This window comes from Teichococcus wenyumeiae (assembly GCF_003696345.1).
Classification (GTDB): Bacteria; Pseudomonadota; Alphaproteobacteria; order Acetobacterales; family Acetobacteraceae; genus Pseudoroseomonas; species Pseudoroseomonas wenyumeiae.
The window spans coordinates 1-16,724 of sequence record NZ_RFLX01000052.1 but is presented as its reverse complement, the minus strand read 5'-3'; the positions used below and the strand labels follow the sequence as shown (position 1 = coordinate 16,724).

Genomic DNA, 16,724 nt, shown 5'->3' with positions numbered 1-16,724 from the left:
AACACAACCGTAAAGTTCCGCTTCACAACCATTGCGGGTGTGGCGCAATGCTCGCCGTCCCCGAGAAGCCACTCTGGAGTGGTTGGCGCACGCTCCTCATTGTGCAATAAGACGATGGCCTGACACCGGAGCAGAACAAGCAGATCGCGCACTCGATTCGGATGAGTGCCGACGACCAGTGCAGCGTTGAGGATGTCGAGGCGCCATATGCCCCGCATGCCCTGCCTTTCAGCCGCAGCCAGCGGGCCGCCATTACGGGCCCTGCGCCGGCCGTGGCGCTTACATCAACGAGTTCATAGGCGGCGTGTGATTGAACCGAGGACCAGTTGCAGGCAGCAGTCAAGGCTGGGGATTCTGTTGCAAATGGTGGTGCAGCGGGATCTTTGCGGGCTTGGCCGGGCGCCGAGGCCAGCCGGACCGACTGATGATCGATGCGACCCATCTGAAAGCACATCGCATGGCGGCCAGCCTGCTCAAAAAGGGCTCTACCCCGATGTATCGGCCGGACGAACGGCGGGCTGAACTCCAAGCTGCACGCCGTCTGCGACGGCCAAGGCCGCCCGATCATCCTGCTGCTCACCGAGGGCCAGACGAGCGATCACAAAGGCGCCGCCCTGCTGCTGCCTTGCTTGCCGCGCGCCAAGGAAATGCTCAGGGACAAAGGTTATGACAGCCGCCGCTTTCGCGAGGCCCTCATTGCTCTCGGCATCATCCCTTGCATTCCCTCGACCCGCAGCCGGAAGACCCTGATCCCCCTGAGACAAGCTGGTCTATCGGCAACGCCATCGCATCAAGAACATGGTCGGCCGCATCAAGGACTGGCGCCGCGTCGCCATGCGCTACGACCGCTGCGCCCACACCTTCTTCTCCGCCATCTGCCTCGCTGCGACCGCCCTCTTCTGGATCAATGAGTCCTGAGCTTAGAAGATCGATTTCCGTTCAAGCATGAATCATCTTCCTGTGTGAATACCTGCGGGTTCTCTATGGATACTTGGCAAAGATCCTTTAGTGATCTCCCGGGAGAGACCATCTGTGGACCGGCCTGGTACCCGGGCGAAGGGCATCCGCTGCACAGGATTGCTGGTCGGTAGCAGGGGCTGCCACTGGCTGGCCCTGTCTCCATGCTGGTGAAACTGCTTGAATCTGCGGCTTCTGATATAGAAGGATACAGGCGCCGGCCCTTGCGAAGCCTCGCCGCCTGTCCTGCCTGACTGAAGCCCTTCCCCGCCCGCCGCCCCTGGGACAGCCTGTGGTCGTAAAACTTCGAAAGCAGAACATGAACACAGGTGCTGCGCTTCGACGGTTTGGCTTGTGCGGTGGTGCGCAGGATGGCGCGCGGCTCGGCTCGGACCCGCTCGGCGCTCTGATCGCTGAACTGTCTGAAGCGGCACGTTCGCCCGGGGTGAATGCATCGGGACTGCTTTCGACGCAGGCTGCGGCGGAAATCTTCGCAGAACGGCGCGTAAGGGCGCGCGCAGTCAGGGACGGCACCGCGAAGCGCGACCCGAAGGCCTTTGTCCGCATTGCCACTGGCCCTGTGCGCACAGAGGAACTGGGCCGGCTGGTCGCCAATGCGATCGGCACCACCCGGCCGTTGGAAGAGCGGCTGGCCCTTTTCTGGGCGAACCATTTCATGGTCTCCACCGTCCGGACGGCCATCGGCGCGATGGTGGGAGCCTATGAACGTGAAGCGCTGCGTCCGCAGATGCTGGGACGTTTCTAGGATCTGCTAAGGGCGGCCGCGCTGCACCCCGTGATGCTGCGCTACCTCGACAACAATGCTTCCGTCGGCCGCAACTCGCCACGGCGCCGGGGGCGAGGCACGGTGAACGAGAACCTGGCGCGCGAGATCATGGAACTGCATACGCTCGGCGTGGATGGCGGCTATACCCAGGCTGATGTCACCGCCTTCGCCGCGGCCCTCTCCGGCTGGACCGCCGGGGTCTGGGCGCCGGCGCCGAGCGACACGCTTGGAACCTTCTTTGCTGCGGAGCAGCATGATCCCGGGCCAAAGAGGGTTCTCGGCCAGACCTATGTCCAGGATGGGCCGGACCAGGCGGTGGCCGTGCTACGTGACCTGGCGCGGCACCCCTCCACCATCCACCATGTCAGCCGGCGGCTCGCCGCGCATTTCCTTGGCGATGACCTGCCACCCGCCGTGCTCTCCGATCTTGAGGAGACTTGGCGGCGTACGGATGGCGACCTGCGAGCGGTGACCGAGGCCCTGTTGCGCCGGCCGGAATCCACCACGATGGCAGTTGTGAAGCGCCGTCCGCCGATGGAATTCATCATGGCCGCCTGCCGCGTGCTTGGGCATGCTGCGCCGGCCGGGCCGCTGCTGCGGGACTTGGGTGCCATGGGCCAGTCCGTCTTCTCGGCGAACTCACCCAAGGGCTGGCCAGAGGAGAACAATGCCTGGGTGGCGCCCGATGGCATCAGAACACGGCTGGACTGGTCGATGAACGTTGCCGCGCGGATGCAGGATCTGGCCGATCCTCGGACGCTGGCCGAGCAGGCCTTCGGCTCCGTTCTTACCGAGCCGACCCGGCAGGCCATCGCCCGCGCGGAATCGCCCAAGCGAGGTATCGCCATCCTCCTCATGTCGTCGGAGATGCAGCGCCGATGAATGATCCATTTCACCATCTGGCCCGGCGGAAGCTGGGTCGGCGGGGCCTTCTTGCGGCGGCCGGCCCTCTCTTCGCCTGGGGTTTCGCGCCGCATGCGGCCAGCGCCGCCGGTGGTCGCGGCGAGGATCAGCGGCTTCTCGTCATCGTTCTGCGCGGCGGAATGGATGGTCTGACGGCGGTGCCGGCGCCGGGTGATCCGGCCTTCGCCAGCCTGCGCACGGCCACGATCGCTTTGCTTCTGGGCGGGGCGGTGAAGGGCGGCCGTGTAGTGGCGGATTGGCCTGGCTTCGCATCTGAGCAGCTTTACGAGAAGCGCGATCTGGCTCCGACCACCGATCTCCGTAGCATCTTCAAGGGCGTGCTGGCGGAGCATGTCGGCGTGCCGATGCGCGCCCTGGAAAACAATATTCTCCTGGATAGTGAGGCGGCCAGGCCGCTTCTCGGCCTCGTCAGGACCTGAGGTCTGGTGCGGCAGGCTGATATGCTTGCCGCACCAGAGAATCATCAGGGTTTGATCGGTACATAAACGCTTTCAGTGCGGGCTGGCTCAACGGACGAGGAAGTAGCTGAACCCACCGGAAAAGGTGGTGGCAACGGGAAGCCGAGACTGGCCTTTGGCCCCGCCACCTTGTTGCTCACCGCTGCCCGATTAGCCCTTCGAGATAGGCGCCATAGCCGCTTTTGTTGAGCTTCCGCGCCAGGGCGCGCAGCGCGTCATCGTCGATGAAGCCGCAGCGCCAGGCGATCTCCTCCGGCGAGGCCACCTTGGTGCCGGTGCGCTTCTCGATGGCGCGGACGTATTCGCCGGCCTCCAGCAGGCTGTCATGCGTGCCGGTATCCAGCCAGGCATAGCCGCGCCCGAGCCGGGTGACGTTGAGCGAGCCTTCCTCCATGTAGAGGCGGTTGAGGTCGGTGATCTCCAGCTCGCCCCGCGCCGAGGGCTTCAGGCTGCGCGCCAGGGTGGGGGCACGGCCATCATAGAGGTAGAGGCCGGTGACGGCCCAGTCCGAGCGCGGCCTGGCCGGCTTCTCCTCCAGCGAGATGGCGCGCTGGTTCTCATCGAATTCCACCACGCCGTAGCGCTCCGGGTCGGCCACGCGATAGGCGAAGACGGAGGCGCCCTTGTCACAGGCGCGGGCCTCGATCAGCCGCTCCTCCAGGCTATGGCCGTGGAAGATGTTGTCGCCCAGGACCAGGGTGGAGGGACCGCCGGCGAGGAATTCCTCGCCCAGGATGAAGGCCTGCGCCAACCCGTCCGGTCTCTCCTGCTGCACGTAGCTGAGCTGGATGCCCCATTGCTCGCCGCTGCCAAGCAGGTTCCGGAACAGCGGCAGGTCATGCGGGGTGGAGATGATCAGGATCTCGCGGATGCCAGCCAGCATCAGCACCGAGAGCGGATAGTAGATCATCGGCTTGTCATAGACCGGTAGCAGCTGCTTGGAGACCGCCAGCGTCGCCGGGTGCAGCCGCGTGCCGCTGCCACCCGCCAGGATGATGCCCTTCATGGTCTTTGTATCCGTCAAGAATTCTGCGTTTGGGGACCGATAAGCGCATCGAGGCAGCGGGACAGCGACTGACGCCAATCGGCGGCCTCGATACCATGGATGCGGGTGATGCGCCCGCACTGCAGGCGGCCATCCGCCGGGCGGCGGGCAGGCGTGGGATAATCGGCGGTGGTGATGGCGGAAAGCCGCGGCACCTTGTGGCCGCGGGCGGCGGCGCCGGCGAAGATGGCTTCGGCGAAACCATGCCAGGTGGTCCAGGGCGCGCCGGTCAGGTGAAAGACGCCAAAGGCCGGGTCGCCCGCCGGGGCAGCGGCCAGCCGCGGCAGCATGCGGGCCATGGCGTCCGCCAAGTCGGCCGCGAAAGTGGGCGCGCCATGCTGGTCGGCGACCACCGAGACGGCCTCACGCTCCCGCCCCAGGCGCAGCATGGTCTTGACGAAGTTGGCGCCATGCGGACTGCAGACCCAGGCGGTGCGGATAATGGCGCTGCGGGGGTTGGCGGCCAGCACGGCCCGCTCGCCGGCCAGTTTGGACTCGCCATAGACGCCCATCGGGCCGGTGGACGCATCCTCGTCGTAAGGCGCGCCGCCATCGCCGGAAAACACATAATCTGTCGAGACATGCAGGAAGGGCAGATCCCGTGCCGCCGCGGCGGCGGCCAGCATGCCGGCGCCGATGGCATTCACCGCGAAGGCGAGGTCACGCTGGCTTTCGGCCTTGTCCACAGCGGTATAGGCGGCGGCATTGATGATGGCCTCCGGCGCCGCCTGCTCCACCGCGCGGCGGATGGACTCCGGGTCGGTCAGGTCCAGTTCCGGCGCCTCCAGCGCCACCACCTTATGGCCGTCGCGCGGCAGGCGCTCCAGCAGCTCGACCGCCAGCTGGCCGGTGCGGCCGGCAACCAGGACACGCATCAGGCAGCACCCGCCGCCTGGGCCGGAGCGGCGTCCAGCAGGCCGAGGCGCTGGCCGGAATAAACCTTCTCCCGCAGCGGCCGCCACCAGGCCTCGTTGGCGAGATACCAGGACAGGGTGCGCTCGATGCCTTCCTCGAAGGTCACGGAAGCGCGCCATCCCAGCTCCCGCTCGGCCTTGGAGGGGTCGATGGCATAGCGGCGGTCATGGCCCGGACGGTCCGGCACAAAGGTGACCAGTGCGCGGCGCGGCGCGGCGCCAGGGCGCAGGCGGTCCAACGTGTCGCAGATGGCATGCACCACCTGCAGGTTGGTGCGCTCGGCCCGGCCGCCGATGTTGTAGGTCTCGCCCGGCACGCCACGCGTCACCGCCGCCACCAGGGCGCGCACATGGTCCTCGACGAAGAGCCAGTCGCGGATATTGCCGCCATCGCCATAGACCGGCAGCGGCTTGCCCTCCAGCGCGTTCAGCGTGACCAGCGGGATCAGCTTCTCGGGGAAGTGGAAGGGGCCGTAGTTGTTGGAGCAGTTGGTGATGATGGTGGGCAGCCCGTAGGTCTCGTGCCAGGCGCGCGCCAGATGGTCCGATCCCGCCTTGCTGGCCGAATAGGGCGAGCGCGGGTCGTAGGGCGTGGTTTCCGTGAAGGCGCCGGTGGGGCCGAGCGAACCGAAGACCTCATCGGTTGAGACATGCAGGAAGCGGAAGGCCTTCCTGCGGGCCTCGCCATAGCCGGCCACCAGGGCGCGGGCGGCCTCCAGCAGCGCGAAGGTGCCCATCACATTGGTCTGGATGAAGGGCGCGGCGGAGGCGATGGAGCGGTCCACATGGCTTTCCGCCGCCAGATGCATCACCACGCCGGGTGCGAAATCGGCGAAGGCCTGCTGCATCGCGCCGGCGTCGCAGACATCGGCCTGCAGAAAGGCGAAGCCTGGCCGGCCCTCGCAGGCCGCAATGGTGCGGCGGTCGCCGGCATAGGTCAGCTTGTCGATCACCAGCACTTCATGCCCGAGATCGAGAACGAGATGCCGTACCAGGGCCGAGCCGATGAAGCCGGCTCCGCCAGTAACGATGAGGCGCATGGGATGCTCTCAGAAAAGGGCAGGGAGGTCACGCAGGCGGGGATGGACGCGGTCCTTGGCGGAGAGCAGCGGCCCATCGGGCAGCTCGGGCCAGGGCAGTGCCAGGTCGGGGTCGTCCCAGGCGAGGCCGCGGTCGCATTCGGGGGCGTAATAGTCGGTCACCTTGTAGGCGACCTCGGTATCCGGCTCCAGCGTCACGAAACCATGCGCGAAGCCGGCGGGCACATAAAGCTGCTCGGCGCCCTTGGCCGTCAGCGTCGCGGCGACATGCCGCCCGAAGCTCGGCGAGGCGCGACGCAGGTCCACGATCACGTCCAGGACGGCGCCCCGCAGCACACGCACCAGCTTGGCCTGAGCGTGCGGCGGCAGTTGGAAGTGCATGCCGCGCAGCGTGCCGGGCGTGGCCGAAAGGGAATGGTTGTCCTGCACGAAACGGTCGGTCACGCCGACCGCCTCAAAATCCCGCTGGCTGTAGGTTTCCATGAAGAAGCCGCGATGGTCGCCGAAGCGTCGCACCTGCAGCAAGAGCGGCCCCTCGATCTCGAAGCGTCGCGCGGAAACATTACCACTTTGGGTTAAAGGCATCGTCATAACATGAGGCACCTTTCAGTCAGACCAGCAACCGAAGCCAAATTCAATGACAGAGACCGCAGATTTTTTCCTTATTACCACATCTGCCCAACAATGAAATTATGCCTGGAACGGAAATTCCCAATTCCATGGTGCGTGACCGTAGCCCCGAAATTGGTCCACCCGGAGTGAGGGCTTCCGGGCGTCATAAGCAGCCCTTCCGGGCTGCTTTGGCAGCGACTCCTGAGGTGTATAAGGTACCGACATATACCAAGCCTCTGTGAACGAGACTCATTGAGGATTCCCGCCGGGTCGCAGGTCTGATTCAAGGTGGCGAACGGGGTGGAGTTCGTCATGGCGGCAGCGTTGGAATTGCGAGGGCACTTCAATGCGGTAGCGCTGCGCAGGCTGGCGAGGCGAAGTTGGGATTCGGCCTAGATCCGACGCTTGCTGGCTGCGGCCGAGATCTGCGAGGGCCGCAGCCGCGGCGAGGCGGCGCGGGTCGGCGATGTTGGGCTGCAAACCCTGCGTGACTGGGTTCTGCGCTTCAACGCCAAGCCCTGCCGGACTGATCGGTGGCAAGGCACCGGGTTAGCCTTCCAAGCTCAACGACGAGCAGCGTCAGCAGCTCCTACACATGGTGGAGGCAGGCCCCCCGACGCCCGCGATCCATGGTGTGGTCCGCTGGCGCCTGATCGACCTAGCCCAGTGGCGGTTCGAGGGGTCCTGTTGCATCTTTTGCAGCCTGGCGGGATCACGGCCAAGCCAGGGCAGGGCAAAACAGCGGCTGGCGAAAGTTCAGGCGGATCTGAGCTTCAAGGCCAGCAGTTCAGCGCCAGGTGGATCCTCTGGGCGGTGCGCTGGTACCTGATGTTCCCCATCAGCTACCGCGATCTCGAGCTCATGCTGCAAGACCGCGGCGTCGTGATCGCGCACACCACTCTCTTCCGCTGGACCCAGGCCTATGGGCCGGAGGCCGAGCAACGGTTCATGGCGGGTTGACGAGATGGGATATCCCGGCCGGATGTAGCCGCCACCCCTTGTCTGGACGGAGCGGGATGCCTGGTTTGCGAGGCTGGCGTAGCCTGCCAGCTTCATGACCCAGCTCTGGAGGGGGGTGCCATGCTCTATTACGGACTGGACGTGTCTCTGAAGCAGACCGCGCTCTGCGTCGTGGACGGTGATGGACGGATGGTCAGGGAGGCCAAGCTGGCCACTGATCCGGAGGTGATCAGCCGCCTTCTTCAGGACAATGAGCTCGGCTGCGAGCGCATCGGCCTGGAGGCTGGAGGCTGGAGGGACGTCCTCCTGGCTATGCCTGGAACTGCGCAGGCTTGGAAACCCTGCCGTGCGCATCGACGCCAGGCATACGGCAGCCGCCCTGCAGGCGGGTTTCCGGAACAAGAACGACCGCAATGATACCCGCGGCATTGCGGAGCTGATGCGCGTCAGGACCTATCGCGAGGTCTGGATCAAGTCGCAGGAGAGCCAGCGCCGGGGTATGCTGCTGACGGCCCGTGGAACACTGCACAGCCAGAGGGTTGCCCTGGAGAACACGATACGCGGCCTGCTGCGCCTCGAGGGGATCCACTCCCCAACACGCGGGAGCCGCTTTGCCGAAGATGTCCTGGAGCGGATGGGGTGGTTCGGATGCCTTGCCCCTGATCATCGGTCCTCTGCTGGAGGCGCGTGCCATGATCATACGCCAGACCCTTGCTCTCGACCGGCAGAGCATCTCGACGGCCCAGCAGGCTTCTGTGTGCCGCCTGCTGATGACGATCCCAGGCGTGGGCGCGCACACCGCGCTGTCCTTCAAAGCCTGTGTTGACGACCCCGCGCGCTTCCGGCGGTCGCGAACGGTTGGGGCGCATTTCGGCCTCACGCCGCGGCAATATAGTTCCGGCGAGGTCAGCATCGCGGGATGGCCTGCCCCACAGGACGCATCAGGACAGCATCGCAGAGAGGAACCGCTCGGATGACGTAGAAGCGCCTTGACCCGCAAGGCCGGGATAGAGAAGACCTATGTGCGGATGAAGGGCCGCTGGATGTACCTGTACCGTGCAGTGGACAGCCGTGGGCAGACGATCGATTTCCTGCTGTCAGCCCGGCGGGACGCCGAGGCCGCTAAACGGCTCTTCCGCAAGGCGCTGGGGCAGCCGCATACGGTGACCCACGCACCATCATAATGGACAAGAACCTGACCTACCCGTGTGCCCTCGAGCAGCTGAAAGAGGACGGGGACTTGTGGCGACGCTCGCTGATGCGACAATGCAAGTTTCTCAATAACATCGTGGAGCAGGACCATCGACGCATGAAACGGCTGGTCCGGCCAGGGCTCGGCTCCGGCGGCCTGCAGACAGCCAGGATAACAGTTGCGGGCTACGAGGCGATGGCGATGATCAGGAAGAGACAGGTTCGGAAAGTCGGTGGACGAGACATGCGGGCCCGAGCCACCTGTATGGACGAGTTGTTCCAGGCCGCCGCCTGATCTGGCGCCTGTCGCAGCCGTCTGCGACTTGCTGCGAACTTTGCAACGGAACCCTCGGCGACGTCCACGATCTGGGGGAGGATCAGCTTGTGTCGCTTTTACCAAGTGGTCGCAGCTAAGCCGCGCTGAATGGCTTTGCGCAGCACCTCCGCGCTATGACGCAGGGCGATCTCCTCCCCTCTGTCCAAGGGCGGCAAGAAGGGCTGAGAGGCGCCCTGAGCAGAGAGCACATGCGGCAAGGAGATGCAGGTCTCGGGCACGCCGAGCAGTTCCTCCATGAAGGTGGAGGTGCTGAACACCACATGCTCGTCGTTGACGATGGCACGCGTGAGCCGCGCGATGCAGCCGCCGATGCCGAAGTTGGAGACGCCCTTGCCTTCCTTGATACGATAGGCAGAGGTGCGGACTTCTTTGACAATGGTGTCGCGCACCTCAGCGGGTAGCGGATGACCCAGCTTTTCTGCGAAGTCGAGCAGTGGCATGCCTGCAACTTGTGCGCCACTCCAGTGCAGCACCTCGGTATCGCCGTGCTCGCCCAGGACATTGGCATGGACCGAACTGGGTGAGACGCCAAGATGGCGGGCCAGCCGATCCCGAAAGCGCGCAGAATCCAGCGCGCAGCCCGTTCCAATGGCGCGCCCAGGCGGCACGCCGAAGCGCCGCACCGCCACGGCAGGCATGACATCGACCGGGTTCGTGGCGAAGAGCAGCACGGTATCCGGCACCACCGCCAGCACCTGTTGCAGCACCGAAGAGACGACACCGACATTCGCCGCCAGCAGGTCCAGCCGCGTCTGCCCAGGCTTCAGGCTGGCGCCAGCCGTCACCACCACCACCTGCGTGCCTGCGAGGTCCGCGTAATCTCCAGCCCGCACCAGCGCTGGGCTGCCGAAGGCGGCCGCATGGGCGATATCCGCCGCCTCGGACCGTGCTCGAGCAAGGTCTACGTCCAGCAGTACCACTTCGCTGACCCCCGGCACATTCGCCAGCAGGTACCCCGCGGCAGCACCGACCAGTCCCGCACCGATGATCCCAACTTTACCTTGCATCAAAGCACTCCCATCAGGGGCTCGTTAGTGGCGGAAGAACAGCACCAGCAGGTGCGGCATGGCCAGGGTCAGGATGTACCGAGCTTAGCGCACTGCAGCGTTGAGAAGGTGCCTGCCATGTAGCAAAAAGCATCTCCTGCGACACTTTAGTGGGCAGGGCGAAGCCGCAGGACCCTGCCACGGCCCGGATCATCACGATGCTGGAGATGGTGCCCTGTCCAGCGGACAAGGCTCACAGCTCGGGCGATGCTGGGCATGGCAACGGTCAGCGTGCCCACGTGGGCAGATGAGCGCTAGGCTTGCCGGGCCGGCGACCGGGGCCAAGTTTGGCGGCGAAGACCCATTCCAACAGGGACAGCAGCCCAAGGCCAGAAGCAACGCCCGCCATGGTCAGGCTGAGGCGAGTTGCTGCCGTCTCCAACGGATGAACATCAACCGTCACCCCGGCCACGATCACCGCCAGGACGGACGGTCCGAGTTGGTAGGTGTTGGCAGAGGCGCGGCCCGCGATCATCCGCTCGGCGAAAAAGAGCGCGGCTAGGAAGACCAGTCCGAGAAGGATAAGAAAATGAGCCTGGACAGTGAAGGCCAGCAGAATGACCACCGCGGCCGCACCGCCCAGCAGGGTAGAGCTGATCCGCTCTCGTGCCTCGGTACGCTGGGCTTGGCGCGTCGGATAGGCCAGCACCAGCGCCAGCATGATGACGAAGATCAGGTCCGAGGGCGAAGCGATGGTCTGGAAAGCCAGCAGGACCGGGGCCAGCACGACCAGGCGCAGCAACGCTTGCAACGCGGGCCGCTCGACCTCTGGCGGCGGCGGCGGCGGCAGTGCGGCAGCATCGACACGCGGTGGCAGTAGCAGGTTCAGACATGGGATCAGCAGCGCCGACACGGCAGCGGTCGCGGTGAAAGCGTCGCGCATTGCCTCGGCCGCCAGCCGTGACTGCCCGAACATCGCGCCGATCATGACGGTGGAGATCAGCAGCATGATGCCGAGGGCATTGCCGCTGCGCGCCAGCACGTAGAAGGCCAGGTAGCAGATGCCCAGCAGCGTCAGGAACTGCACGGCCAGCATTCCCTGAGTCAGAACACAGAGCGCGAAGACCAGCCAAATCAGCAGCGTCACGATGGCCATGCCGATCACAGTCTTGACCGGTGTATAGGGGCCGCGCTGGCCACAAAGCAGGCTCACCAGAAGCGACGGCAGGATCATGCCGGGCTCGATCTTCAGGGGCTCGATGAGCAGAAAGCCGATGGTGATACCCAGCGCGCAACGCAGGCTGAAGAAAGGATCGTCATGGCGCGAGGGGCGGGGGGCGGCGGCCACGTGCGCGTCAATACAGGTAGGAGAGAAGGGTCGAGGCTCGCATCAGCCCCTGCGCGATCCACCAGAGCAGCCCAGCATTCCCCCCATCAGCATTCACCACCAGCGACACCTTGGCACCGATGCGCACCTTCGGCGGCGCCTCGTCCAGCGCCATCTCGATGCGCACAGGGACGCGCCGAGCGGGCTCGAACCAGCGTGTGTTAGCCTGCGGCTGCGCGAGGCCACCGGAACTCAGCCGCCCAGTGTCGATACCCCAGGCCAGACTTTGAACCCGTCCGCGGAAGATATGGCCAGGCGCAACGTCGAAGGCGATCTCGACGGGGTCGCCTGCATCGATGTTGCGGAGCTGGTTCTCACGATAATCGGCAACCAGCCAGCCGCCGCGGGAATCGATTACGGTCAGAAGCGGCTGGCCAGCGGCGGCGTATTGACCAACGGTGAGGGAGAGATTGGTGACCACTCCATCCGTGGCCGCCAGAACCGTGGTGTTCAGTAGGTCAGTCCGGGCCTTCTGCAGGCGGGCGGTGGCTGCCACAAGCTGGGGATTATCGGAATTGGCAGACCCCAGCTGCCGCGCAGCCTGGTCGCGCTGCGCCTCGGCAGCCCGCGACGCAGCCTCGGCTGTACGCAGATCGCCCCGGGCGTCGTCAGCGCGAGCCTGAGGGTAGACGCCTCGCTCAACCAGTTGCAACGTCCGGGAGGAAACAGCCCGGGTATTCTGCAAGGCAGCATTGGCCTGCGCCACTTGCGCTTCGGCCGCAGCGATACCGGCAACGCCCGCGCTCGTGGCCTGCAGCGTCTGCGCGAGTTCGGCCTCCATCTGCCGCACCGCCAGTTCGAACAGGGTGGGATCAATGCGAAACAGCGGGCTACCGGCGGTAACGCGGCTATTATCCTCTACGAGGACTTCGGTCACAGGCCCGGACACCTGTGGCGCCACCTGCGCGACATAGCCCGCAACAGCGCCGGTGCCTGAGTAAGGGGTCCAGCGATCGGCGGCCGCATACCAGCCCACCAGGCACGAAAGCAGGACAACGACGCCGATACCGGTCACAAGGGCTGGCTTACGGCTACCTGTCTCGACGGGCGGCAGCGCAACGGAGCCAGAGCTCTTAGTGCTCATGTTTATCTTTCACCACCTGTGCCAAAGGCACGAGTTCCTCAATTTGCCAGCCACCTGAGCTGGCCGTGGCTTTCGCGCGGCGACGTCTCGAGGCCATGAGCAAGGTTGCCAGGTCTCAATCACGCACCAAGGGAAGATGGTCTCCAAGGCAGCACTTGGGGTGACTACTGGATTGACTATGGCGCCGGATCATCCACAGACGTCTGTGCCCACGGCAGTGGCCGAAATATCATGGCCACCCATCTACACCAGGGCCGCGCATTTTACAAACCGTCCGGTTTTCTTTATTATCGTGCATCATGCGGCCTTCGCAGGGTCGGGGGAAGCGACGTTTCTGGCCTGAGATCAATGCCTCATATGAGGGAACATCATGGACAATCCCACACGCTCGCGACGTTCGCGCGCCGCTGCTCTCGAGGCTGCACTGATCATCATCGAAAGAGATGGGTCCGGCAGGTTGACGCTGGACGCCATGGCGCGCGAATGCGGCATCAGCAAAGGCGGGATCATGCACCAGTTCCGCACCAAGGATGCGGTGCTGCGCGCCCTGCTCGAACTGCAGCGCACGTACTTTTCTGACTTCACGCGCGACTACCTGCTTGAAGTGGGGGAAGACACTCAGGACGCGCTTCTGCATGCAGAGATCGCAACAGCACGCGAAGCCATCACCATGCAGCGCTCCGTCGCCTTCGCGCTGCTGGGCGCAGTCGCCGAGGATCATAGCCTGCTCGACGTTGAACGAAGCAATGCCGCGGCGAAGATCACGAAGATCCGAAGCACCTCAAAAGACCCTGATGCAGCGACTATCAAATGGTTGGCTGCCAAGGGGATGGCATTTTCAAACCTGCTCGGGATATGCCCTTTTACGCCGGAGGAGCGGGAGCATGTCTTCGACCTCCTGCTGCAGCCGGCAGAATTGGCGGAAGAGAACAAGCCCGCGCAGCCTGCGGTTGAGGGAAAGCCCCCTCGACCCGCACAGAGAAGGAAGCGATCAAAATCATGCTGACTTTAGAAAGTCTGCTCGCAGAGCGTGCTGCCCAGCGCCAAGCGAAGCTGACCGAGCAAAGAGCGCTGCTCCAACAGGTTCAGCAGGAACAAGACGAGCGCCGCAGACGCTTCGAGTCTTACCTCTTGACGGAGGAGGATGCGGCCAAGATCCAGAGCCGGATCCGCAAAGCCTTCGCGGATAATGAGCAGGAGGTCATGCTCGGGTCCTTCCCCAGCGACTTCTGTGCCGATGGCGGCCGCCGCATCAACCATGCGCTGCCAGACTGGGAGGAATCCCTCATTGGTGCAGCGAAGCAGGTACACGAGTTCTGGAAGAGAGAGCTAAACCCTGGGGGCTTTGGCTTCTCAGCCCGCATCATTAACTACCCAGATGGGATGCCGGGCGACGTCGGCCTGTTCATCACCTGGCATACTCGCAAAGAATAGGCTGTCCTATTCTGGCAGGCTCGCTGCTAGCAGGACTGCGCTCCGCCGAGGACCGGTGTTCTGCATCAGAATGCACTCTCCATTGGCCCCGTGCCGGTGATGAGATGACGGCGTCAGTGTCAGACAGCCATGACGAGACGCGGTTTGGCGACTCGTTGACCGGCACAGCAGCCATAGGCGTGTCGTCTGCGGCTTCCACCATCCTCACCTGGCGCGCGGCGTGCTTCAAGCCGGCACATATACTGATTTAAGTCGACGCTCATCGGCAGCATTCATCAATGTGTTCATGATGGCTTTCAGACAAATATGAAGGAGAAAAGATGCATCATATGCCAGACATACTACTGGGCCTTATATGCTTGACGGCAGGATTTGCTTCTGATTGGCCGGAAGGTGGGAGCTGAGATGCAGGAAACCCTTCGGTCAGCCTTTCTCTACTTCAAGAAAGCTGTCCCGTTCCGGCTAAAGCCGGCACTCATCACCACAGCCGTTCTCGTCGCTCTACTGCTGCTTCCGGTTCCGGAGGGCCTGACCCCTAAGGCATGGGCCTTGGTCGCCATCTTCCTGACGACGATTGTCGCCATCATCCTCAAGGTAATGCCGATCGGCGTGATGGCGATGATGGCGATGACCATTGTTGCCCTCTCGCAGGTCACTTCGACCTCCTCCAAGGGTGCCATTGCCGATGCACTGGCGAGCCTCTCCAACCCTCTGATCTGGCTGATCGTCGTGGCCATCCTGATCTCCCGGGGGCTGAAGAAGACCGGGCTTGGCAATCGCATCGGCCTTATCTTCATTGCACTTCTCGGCCGGAAGACGGTCGGTATCGGCTATGGACTCACGATTTGCGAGTTGGTGCTAGCCCCCTTCACGCCAAGCAACACTGCGCGCGGCGGCGGTATCGTGCACCCTATCATGAAATCGATCGCGACGGCCTTCGACTCCGACCCAACCAAGGGAACGGAGCGAAAGATGGGCACCTATCTGTCATTGGTGAATATGCATGCCAATACGATCACTTCGGGTATGTTCATCACAGCCACCGCGCCGAACCCGTTGGTCGTCGACTACGTGGCACGGGTGACGAACCAGAGCTTCCACCTGTCCTGGACCACTTGGGCACTTTGCATGCTCCTGCCAGGTCTTGCCTGCCTGCTACTCATGCCACTGGCGCTAGCCGTGCTCGCCCCACCTGAGGTGAAGGCCACGCCGCACGCGATCGAATACGCCCGCGCTGAACTCAGAAGCATGGGGCCTCTATCAGGCGGCGAGAAGGTCATGATTGGTACCTTCGGGCTTCTGCTGGTGCTCTGGGCCAATCTGCCGGCCATGATCTTCGGCCCCGCCTTCACGCTCGACCCAACGGCCGTGGCCTTCGTCGGCCTCTTCGCCCTCATCATCACCGGCACCATCGACTGGGACGATGTGCTCTCCGAGAAGAGCGCCTGGGACACACTGATCTGGTTCGGAGCCCTGGTGATGATGGCCGAGCAACTTAACAAGACAGGCGTCATCGCCTGGTTCTCTGAGCTACTGAGGAACGGCATCGCATCAGCGGGGATGGGCTGGGAGGCGGCGGCGGCGCTTCTGGTGCTGCTCTTCGTTTTCTCGCACTACTTCTTTGCCAGCACGACGGCACATATCAGCGCTATGATGCTGGCCTTCCTCACAGTCGGCGTGGCGCTGGTTCCACCCGACTACACAGTTCCCTTTCTGCTGATGATGGTGGCCGGCTCCACCATCATGATGACGCTGACGCATTACGCGACGGGCACGTCGCCGATCATTTTCGGCAGCGGCTATGTCACGCTAGGAACGTGGTGGCGCGTCGGCTTCATCATGTGCGTCGGTGAACTCTTGATCTACGCTACCCTGGGAAGTCTGTGGTGGAAGTTGCTTGGCTTCTGGTAAGCCATGATCAAAAGTGGAGATATGGTCGCGACTGGTTATCCGCATCGTTGCGGTCGGCTGATCCGGCCCGAGGCGGCCATATCTCGAAGTTCGAACTCACCAAAGCCTAGCACTACTTGGGCGGTTTAGTGGGTGATGGCAGGAACCTACGTCGACGGTGCGGGCATCGGAGAGGTGTCGCGAGGTGGGCGAGCAGCCGGTCGAGGATGGCAAGCCGGACGGTGGGCAGACTTGGTGAGGGTGGCGGACCCGGCATTCGGGTCGGCATTTTTTCCCCGGCTCATCCGACGGTGCTCGGCGAGGCGGAGGTGCTGCAAGTAAGCGCAGGCGATGCAGGTCATCTGCGCATGTCGGTGGAGGCCGGTCCAGGACCGGCCCTCGAAGTGCCCAAGGCCGAGTTCTTGCTTGAGCTGCTGGTGCGCCTGTTCACAGATCCAGCGTGCCTTGATGGCCGCGGCCAGGGCGCGCAGCGACGCGCCGGGATCGAGATTGCTGAGATAGTACTTTCGCTCGCCGCTCGTGCGCCATTCGCCCACCAGCCAGACCTCGTCACCCGGCAGGTGCCGGTTGTTGGCCCACATGGCGCCATCACCTACTCGGATACGCGCTGCGGCGTAAGCGCTGCCTGGAGGCCCTACGCTGCAGCGCTTGACGGTTGATCGTCGGCTTTGGTCCAGCACCACGGCATAAGTTCGTC

Annotated in this window: 17 protein-coding genes and 4 pseudogenes; 12 read left to right on the top strand and 9 right to left on the bottom strand. The window is 64.0% G+C overall.

All coding sequences use genetic code 11. The annotated features are described in order from the left end of the window. Positions 1 to 218, bottom strand: a 218-nt coding sequence (locus tag EBE87_RS30050) for a hypothetical protein (RefSeq protein WP_233553311.1), incomplete at its 3' end; no start/stop codon positions are given. 234 nt (positions 219 to 452) lie between these two features. Here EBE87_RS30050 and EBE87_RS30705 point away from each other — a divergent pair. From EBE87_RS30705 to EBE87_RS25460, 3 genes and pseudogenes are all read left to right on the top strand, one after another. Then, positions 453 to 731: pseudogene (locus tag EBE87_RS30705) on the top strand (transposase); the annotation flags it as partial. Between the two features lie 545 nt (positions 732 to 1,276). Further along, positions 1,277 to 2,626, top strand: a pseudogene (locus EBE87_RS30045) (DUF1800 domain-containing protein). Then, a complete protein-coding gene (locus EBE87_RS25460; protein ID WP_120639412.1) occupies positions 2,623 to 3,087 on the top strand; it encodes a DUF1501 domain-containing protein in 465 nt (154 codons plus the stop codon). The pseudogene EBE87_RS30045 and the gene EBE87_RS25460 overlap by 4 nt, the downstream one beginning before the upstream one ends. Positions 3,088 to 3,262: 175 nt before the next feature. On the opposite strand, the gene rfbA is transcribed toward EBE87_RS25460, so the two are convergent. Genes rfbA through rfbC form a run of 4 tightly spaced genes read right to left on the bottom strand, consistent with a single transcriptional unit; the run spans position 3,263 to position 6,716 of the window. Continuing rightward, on the bottom strand, positions 3,263 to 4,132 hold the full coding sequence (gene rfbA / locus EBE87_RS25455) for a glucose-1-phosphate thymidylyltransferase RfbA (RefSeq protein WP_120639411.1): 870 nt from the start codon (positions 4,130 to 4,132) through the stop codon (positions 3,263 to 3,265). Positions 4,133 to 4,146: 14 nt separating this feature from the next. Then, a complete protein-coding gene (gene rfbD, locus EBE87_RS25450; protein ID WP_120639410.1) occupies positions 4,147 to 5,046 on the bottom strand; it encodes a dTDP-4-dehydrorhamnose reductase in 900 nt (299 codons plus the stop codon). Continuing rightward, entirely contained in the window at positions 5,046 to 6,125 is a 1,080-nt protein-coding gene (rfbB, locus tag EBE87_RS25445; RefSeq protein ID WP_120639409.1) for a dTDP-glucose 4,6-dehydratase, read from the bottom strand. Before rfbB ends, rfbD begins: the two co-directional genes overlap by 1 nt. 9 nt (positions 6,126 to 6,134) lie before the next feature. Continuing rightward, positions 6,135 to 6,716: a dTDP-4-dehydrorhamnose 3,5-epimerase gene (gene rfbC, locus EBE87_RS25440; RefSeq protein ID WP_456316286.1), complete on the bottom strand. Its 582-nt coding sequence runs from the start codon at positions 6,714 to 6,716 to the stop codon at positions 6,135 to 6,137. Between the two features lie 822 nt (positions 6,717 to 7,538). Here rfbC and EBE87_RS30040 point away from each other — a divergent pair. From EBE87_RS30040 to EBE87_RS25415, 6 genes and pseudogenes are all read left to right on the top strand, one after another. After that, positions 7,539 to 7,682, top strand: a pseudogene (locus EBE87_RS30040) (IS6 family transposase); the annotation flags it as partial. A gap of 135 nt (positions 7,683 to 7,817) precedes the next feature. Continuing rightward, positions 7,818 to 8,114 (top strand): hypothetical protein, encoded by a 297-nt coding sequence (locus EBE87_RS25430; RefSeq protein WP_120639408.1) that lies wholly within the window; start codon positions 7,818 to 7,820, stop codon positions 8,112 to 8,114. Beyond that, complete coding sequence (locus EBE87_RS30700) at positions 8,014 to 8,523, top strand: hypothetical protein (RefSeq protein ID WP_408887766.1); 510 nt, start codon at positions 8,014 to 8,016, stop codon at positions 8,521 to 8,523. Before EBE87_RS25430 ends, EBE87_RS30700 begins: the two co-directional genes overlap by 101 nt. Beyond that, positions 8,468 to 8,674, top strand: a complete 207-nt coding sequence (locus tag EBE87_RS30695) for a transposase (protein ID WP_408887765.1) — start codon at positions 8,468 to 8,470, stop codon at positions 8,672 to 8,674. Before EBE87_RS30700 ends, EBE87_RS30695 begins: the two co-directional genes overlap by 56 nt. Before the next feature lie 12 nt (positions 8,675 to 8,686). Continuing rightward, positions 8,687 to 8,881, top strand: coding sequence for a DDE-type integrase/transposase/recombinase (locus EBE87_RS30405; RefSeq protein ID WP_120639406.1), 195 nt, complete (start codon positions 8,687 to 8,689; stop codon positions 8,879 to 8,881). Further along, the gene (locus EBE87_RS25415; RefSeq protein ID WP_120639405.1) at positions 8,881 to 9,183 is read left to right on the top strand and encodes a DDE-type integrase/transposase/recombinase; all 303 of its coding nucleotides are present in this window, start codon (positions 8,881 to 8,883) and stop codon (positions 9,181 to 9,183) included. The genes EBE87_RS30405 and EBE87_RS25415 overlap by 1 nt, the downstream gene beginning before the upstream one ends. A gap of 98 nt (positions 9,184 to 9,281) precedes the next feature. Here the strand turns inward: EBE87_RS25415 and EBE87_RS25410 are convergent, their stop codons facing one another. The 3 genes from EBE87_RS25410 to EBE87_RS25400 form a co-directional block, all read right to left on the bottom strand. Beyond that, a complete protein-coding gene (locus EBE87_RS25410; RefSeq protein ID WP_120639416.1) occupies positions 9,282 to 10,232 on the bottom strand; it encodes a lactate/malate family dehydrogenase in 951 nt (316 codons plus the stop codon). 265 nt (positions 10,233 to 10,497) lie between these two features. Next, positions 10,498 to 11,559 (bottom strand): FUSC family protein, encoded by a 1,062-nt coding sequence (locus EBE87_RS25405; RefSeq protein ID WP_120639404.1) that lies wholly within the window; start codon positions 11,557 to 11,559, stop codon positions 10,498 to 10,500. 7 nt (positions 11,560 to 11,566) lie between these two features. Then, positions 11,567 to 12,682, bottom strand: coding sequence for an HlyD family secretion protein (locus EBE87_RS25400; RefSeq protein WP_120639403.1), 1,116 nt, complete (start codon positions 12,680 to 12,682; stop codon positions 11,567 to 11,569). Positions 12,683 to 13,052: 370 nt separating this feature from the next. On the opposite strand from EBE87_RS25400, the gene EBE87_RS25395 reads away from it, so the two are divergent. The 3 genes from EBE87_RS25395 to EBE87_RS25385 all read left to right on the top strand — a co-directional run bounded on the left by EBE87_RS25395 (position 13,053) and on the right by EBE87_RS25385 (position 16,027). Further along, entirely contained in the window at positions 13,053 to 13,688 is a 636-nt protein-coding gene (locus EBE87_RS25395; RefSeq protein ID WP_120639402.1) for a TetR/AcrR family transcriptional regulator, read from the top strand. Beyond that, a complete protein-coding gene (locus EBE87_RS25390) occupies positions 13,682 to 14,116 on the top strand; it encodes a hypothetical protein (protein WP_120639401.1) in 435 nt (144 codons plus the stop codon). The genes EBE87_RS25395 and EBE87_RS25390 overlap by 7 nt, the downstream gene beginning before the upstream one ends. 405 nt (positions 14,117 to 14,521) lie before the next feature. Next, on the top strand, positions 14,522 to 16,027 hold the full coding sequence (locus EBE87_RS25385) for a DASS family sodium-coupled anion symporter (protein ID WP_120639400.1): 1,506 nt from the start codon (positions 14,522 to 14,524) through the stop codon (positions 16,025 to 16,027). A 146-nt stretch (positions 16,028 to 16,173) separates the two neighbouring features. Here EBE87_RS25385 and EBE87_RS30035 read toward each other — a convergent pair. Continuing rightward, positions 16,174 to 16,724 (bottom strand): annotated as a pseudogene (locus EBE87_RS30035) (IS701 family transposase); the annotation flags it as partial.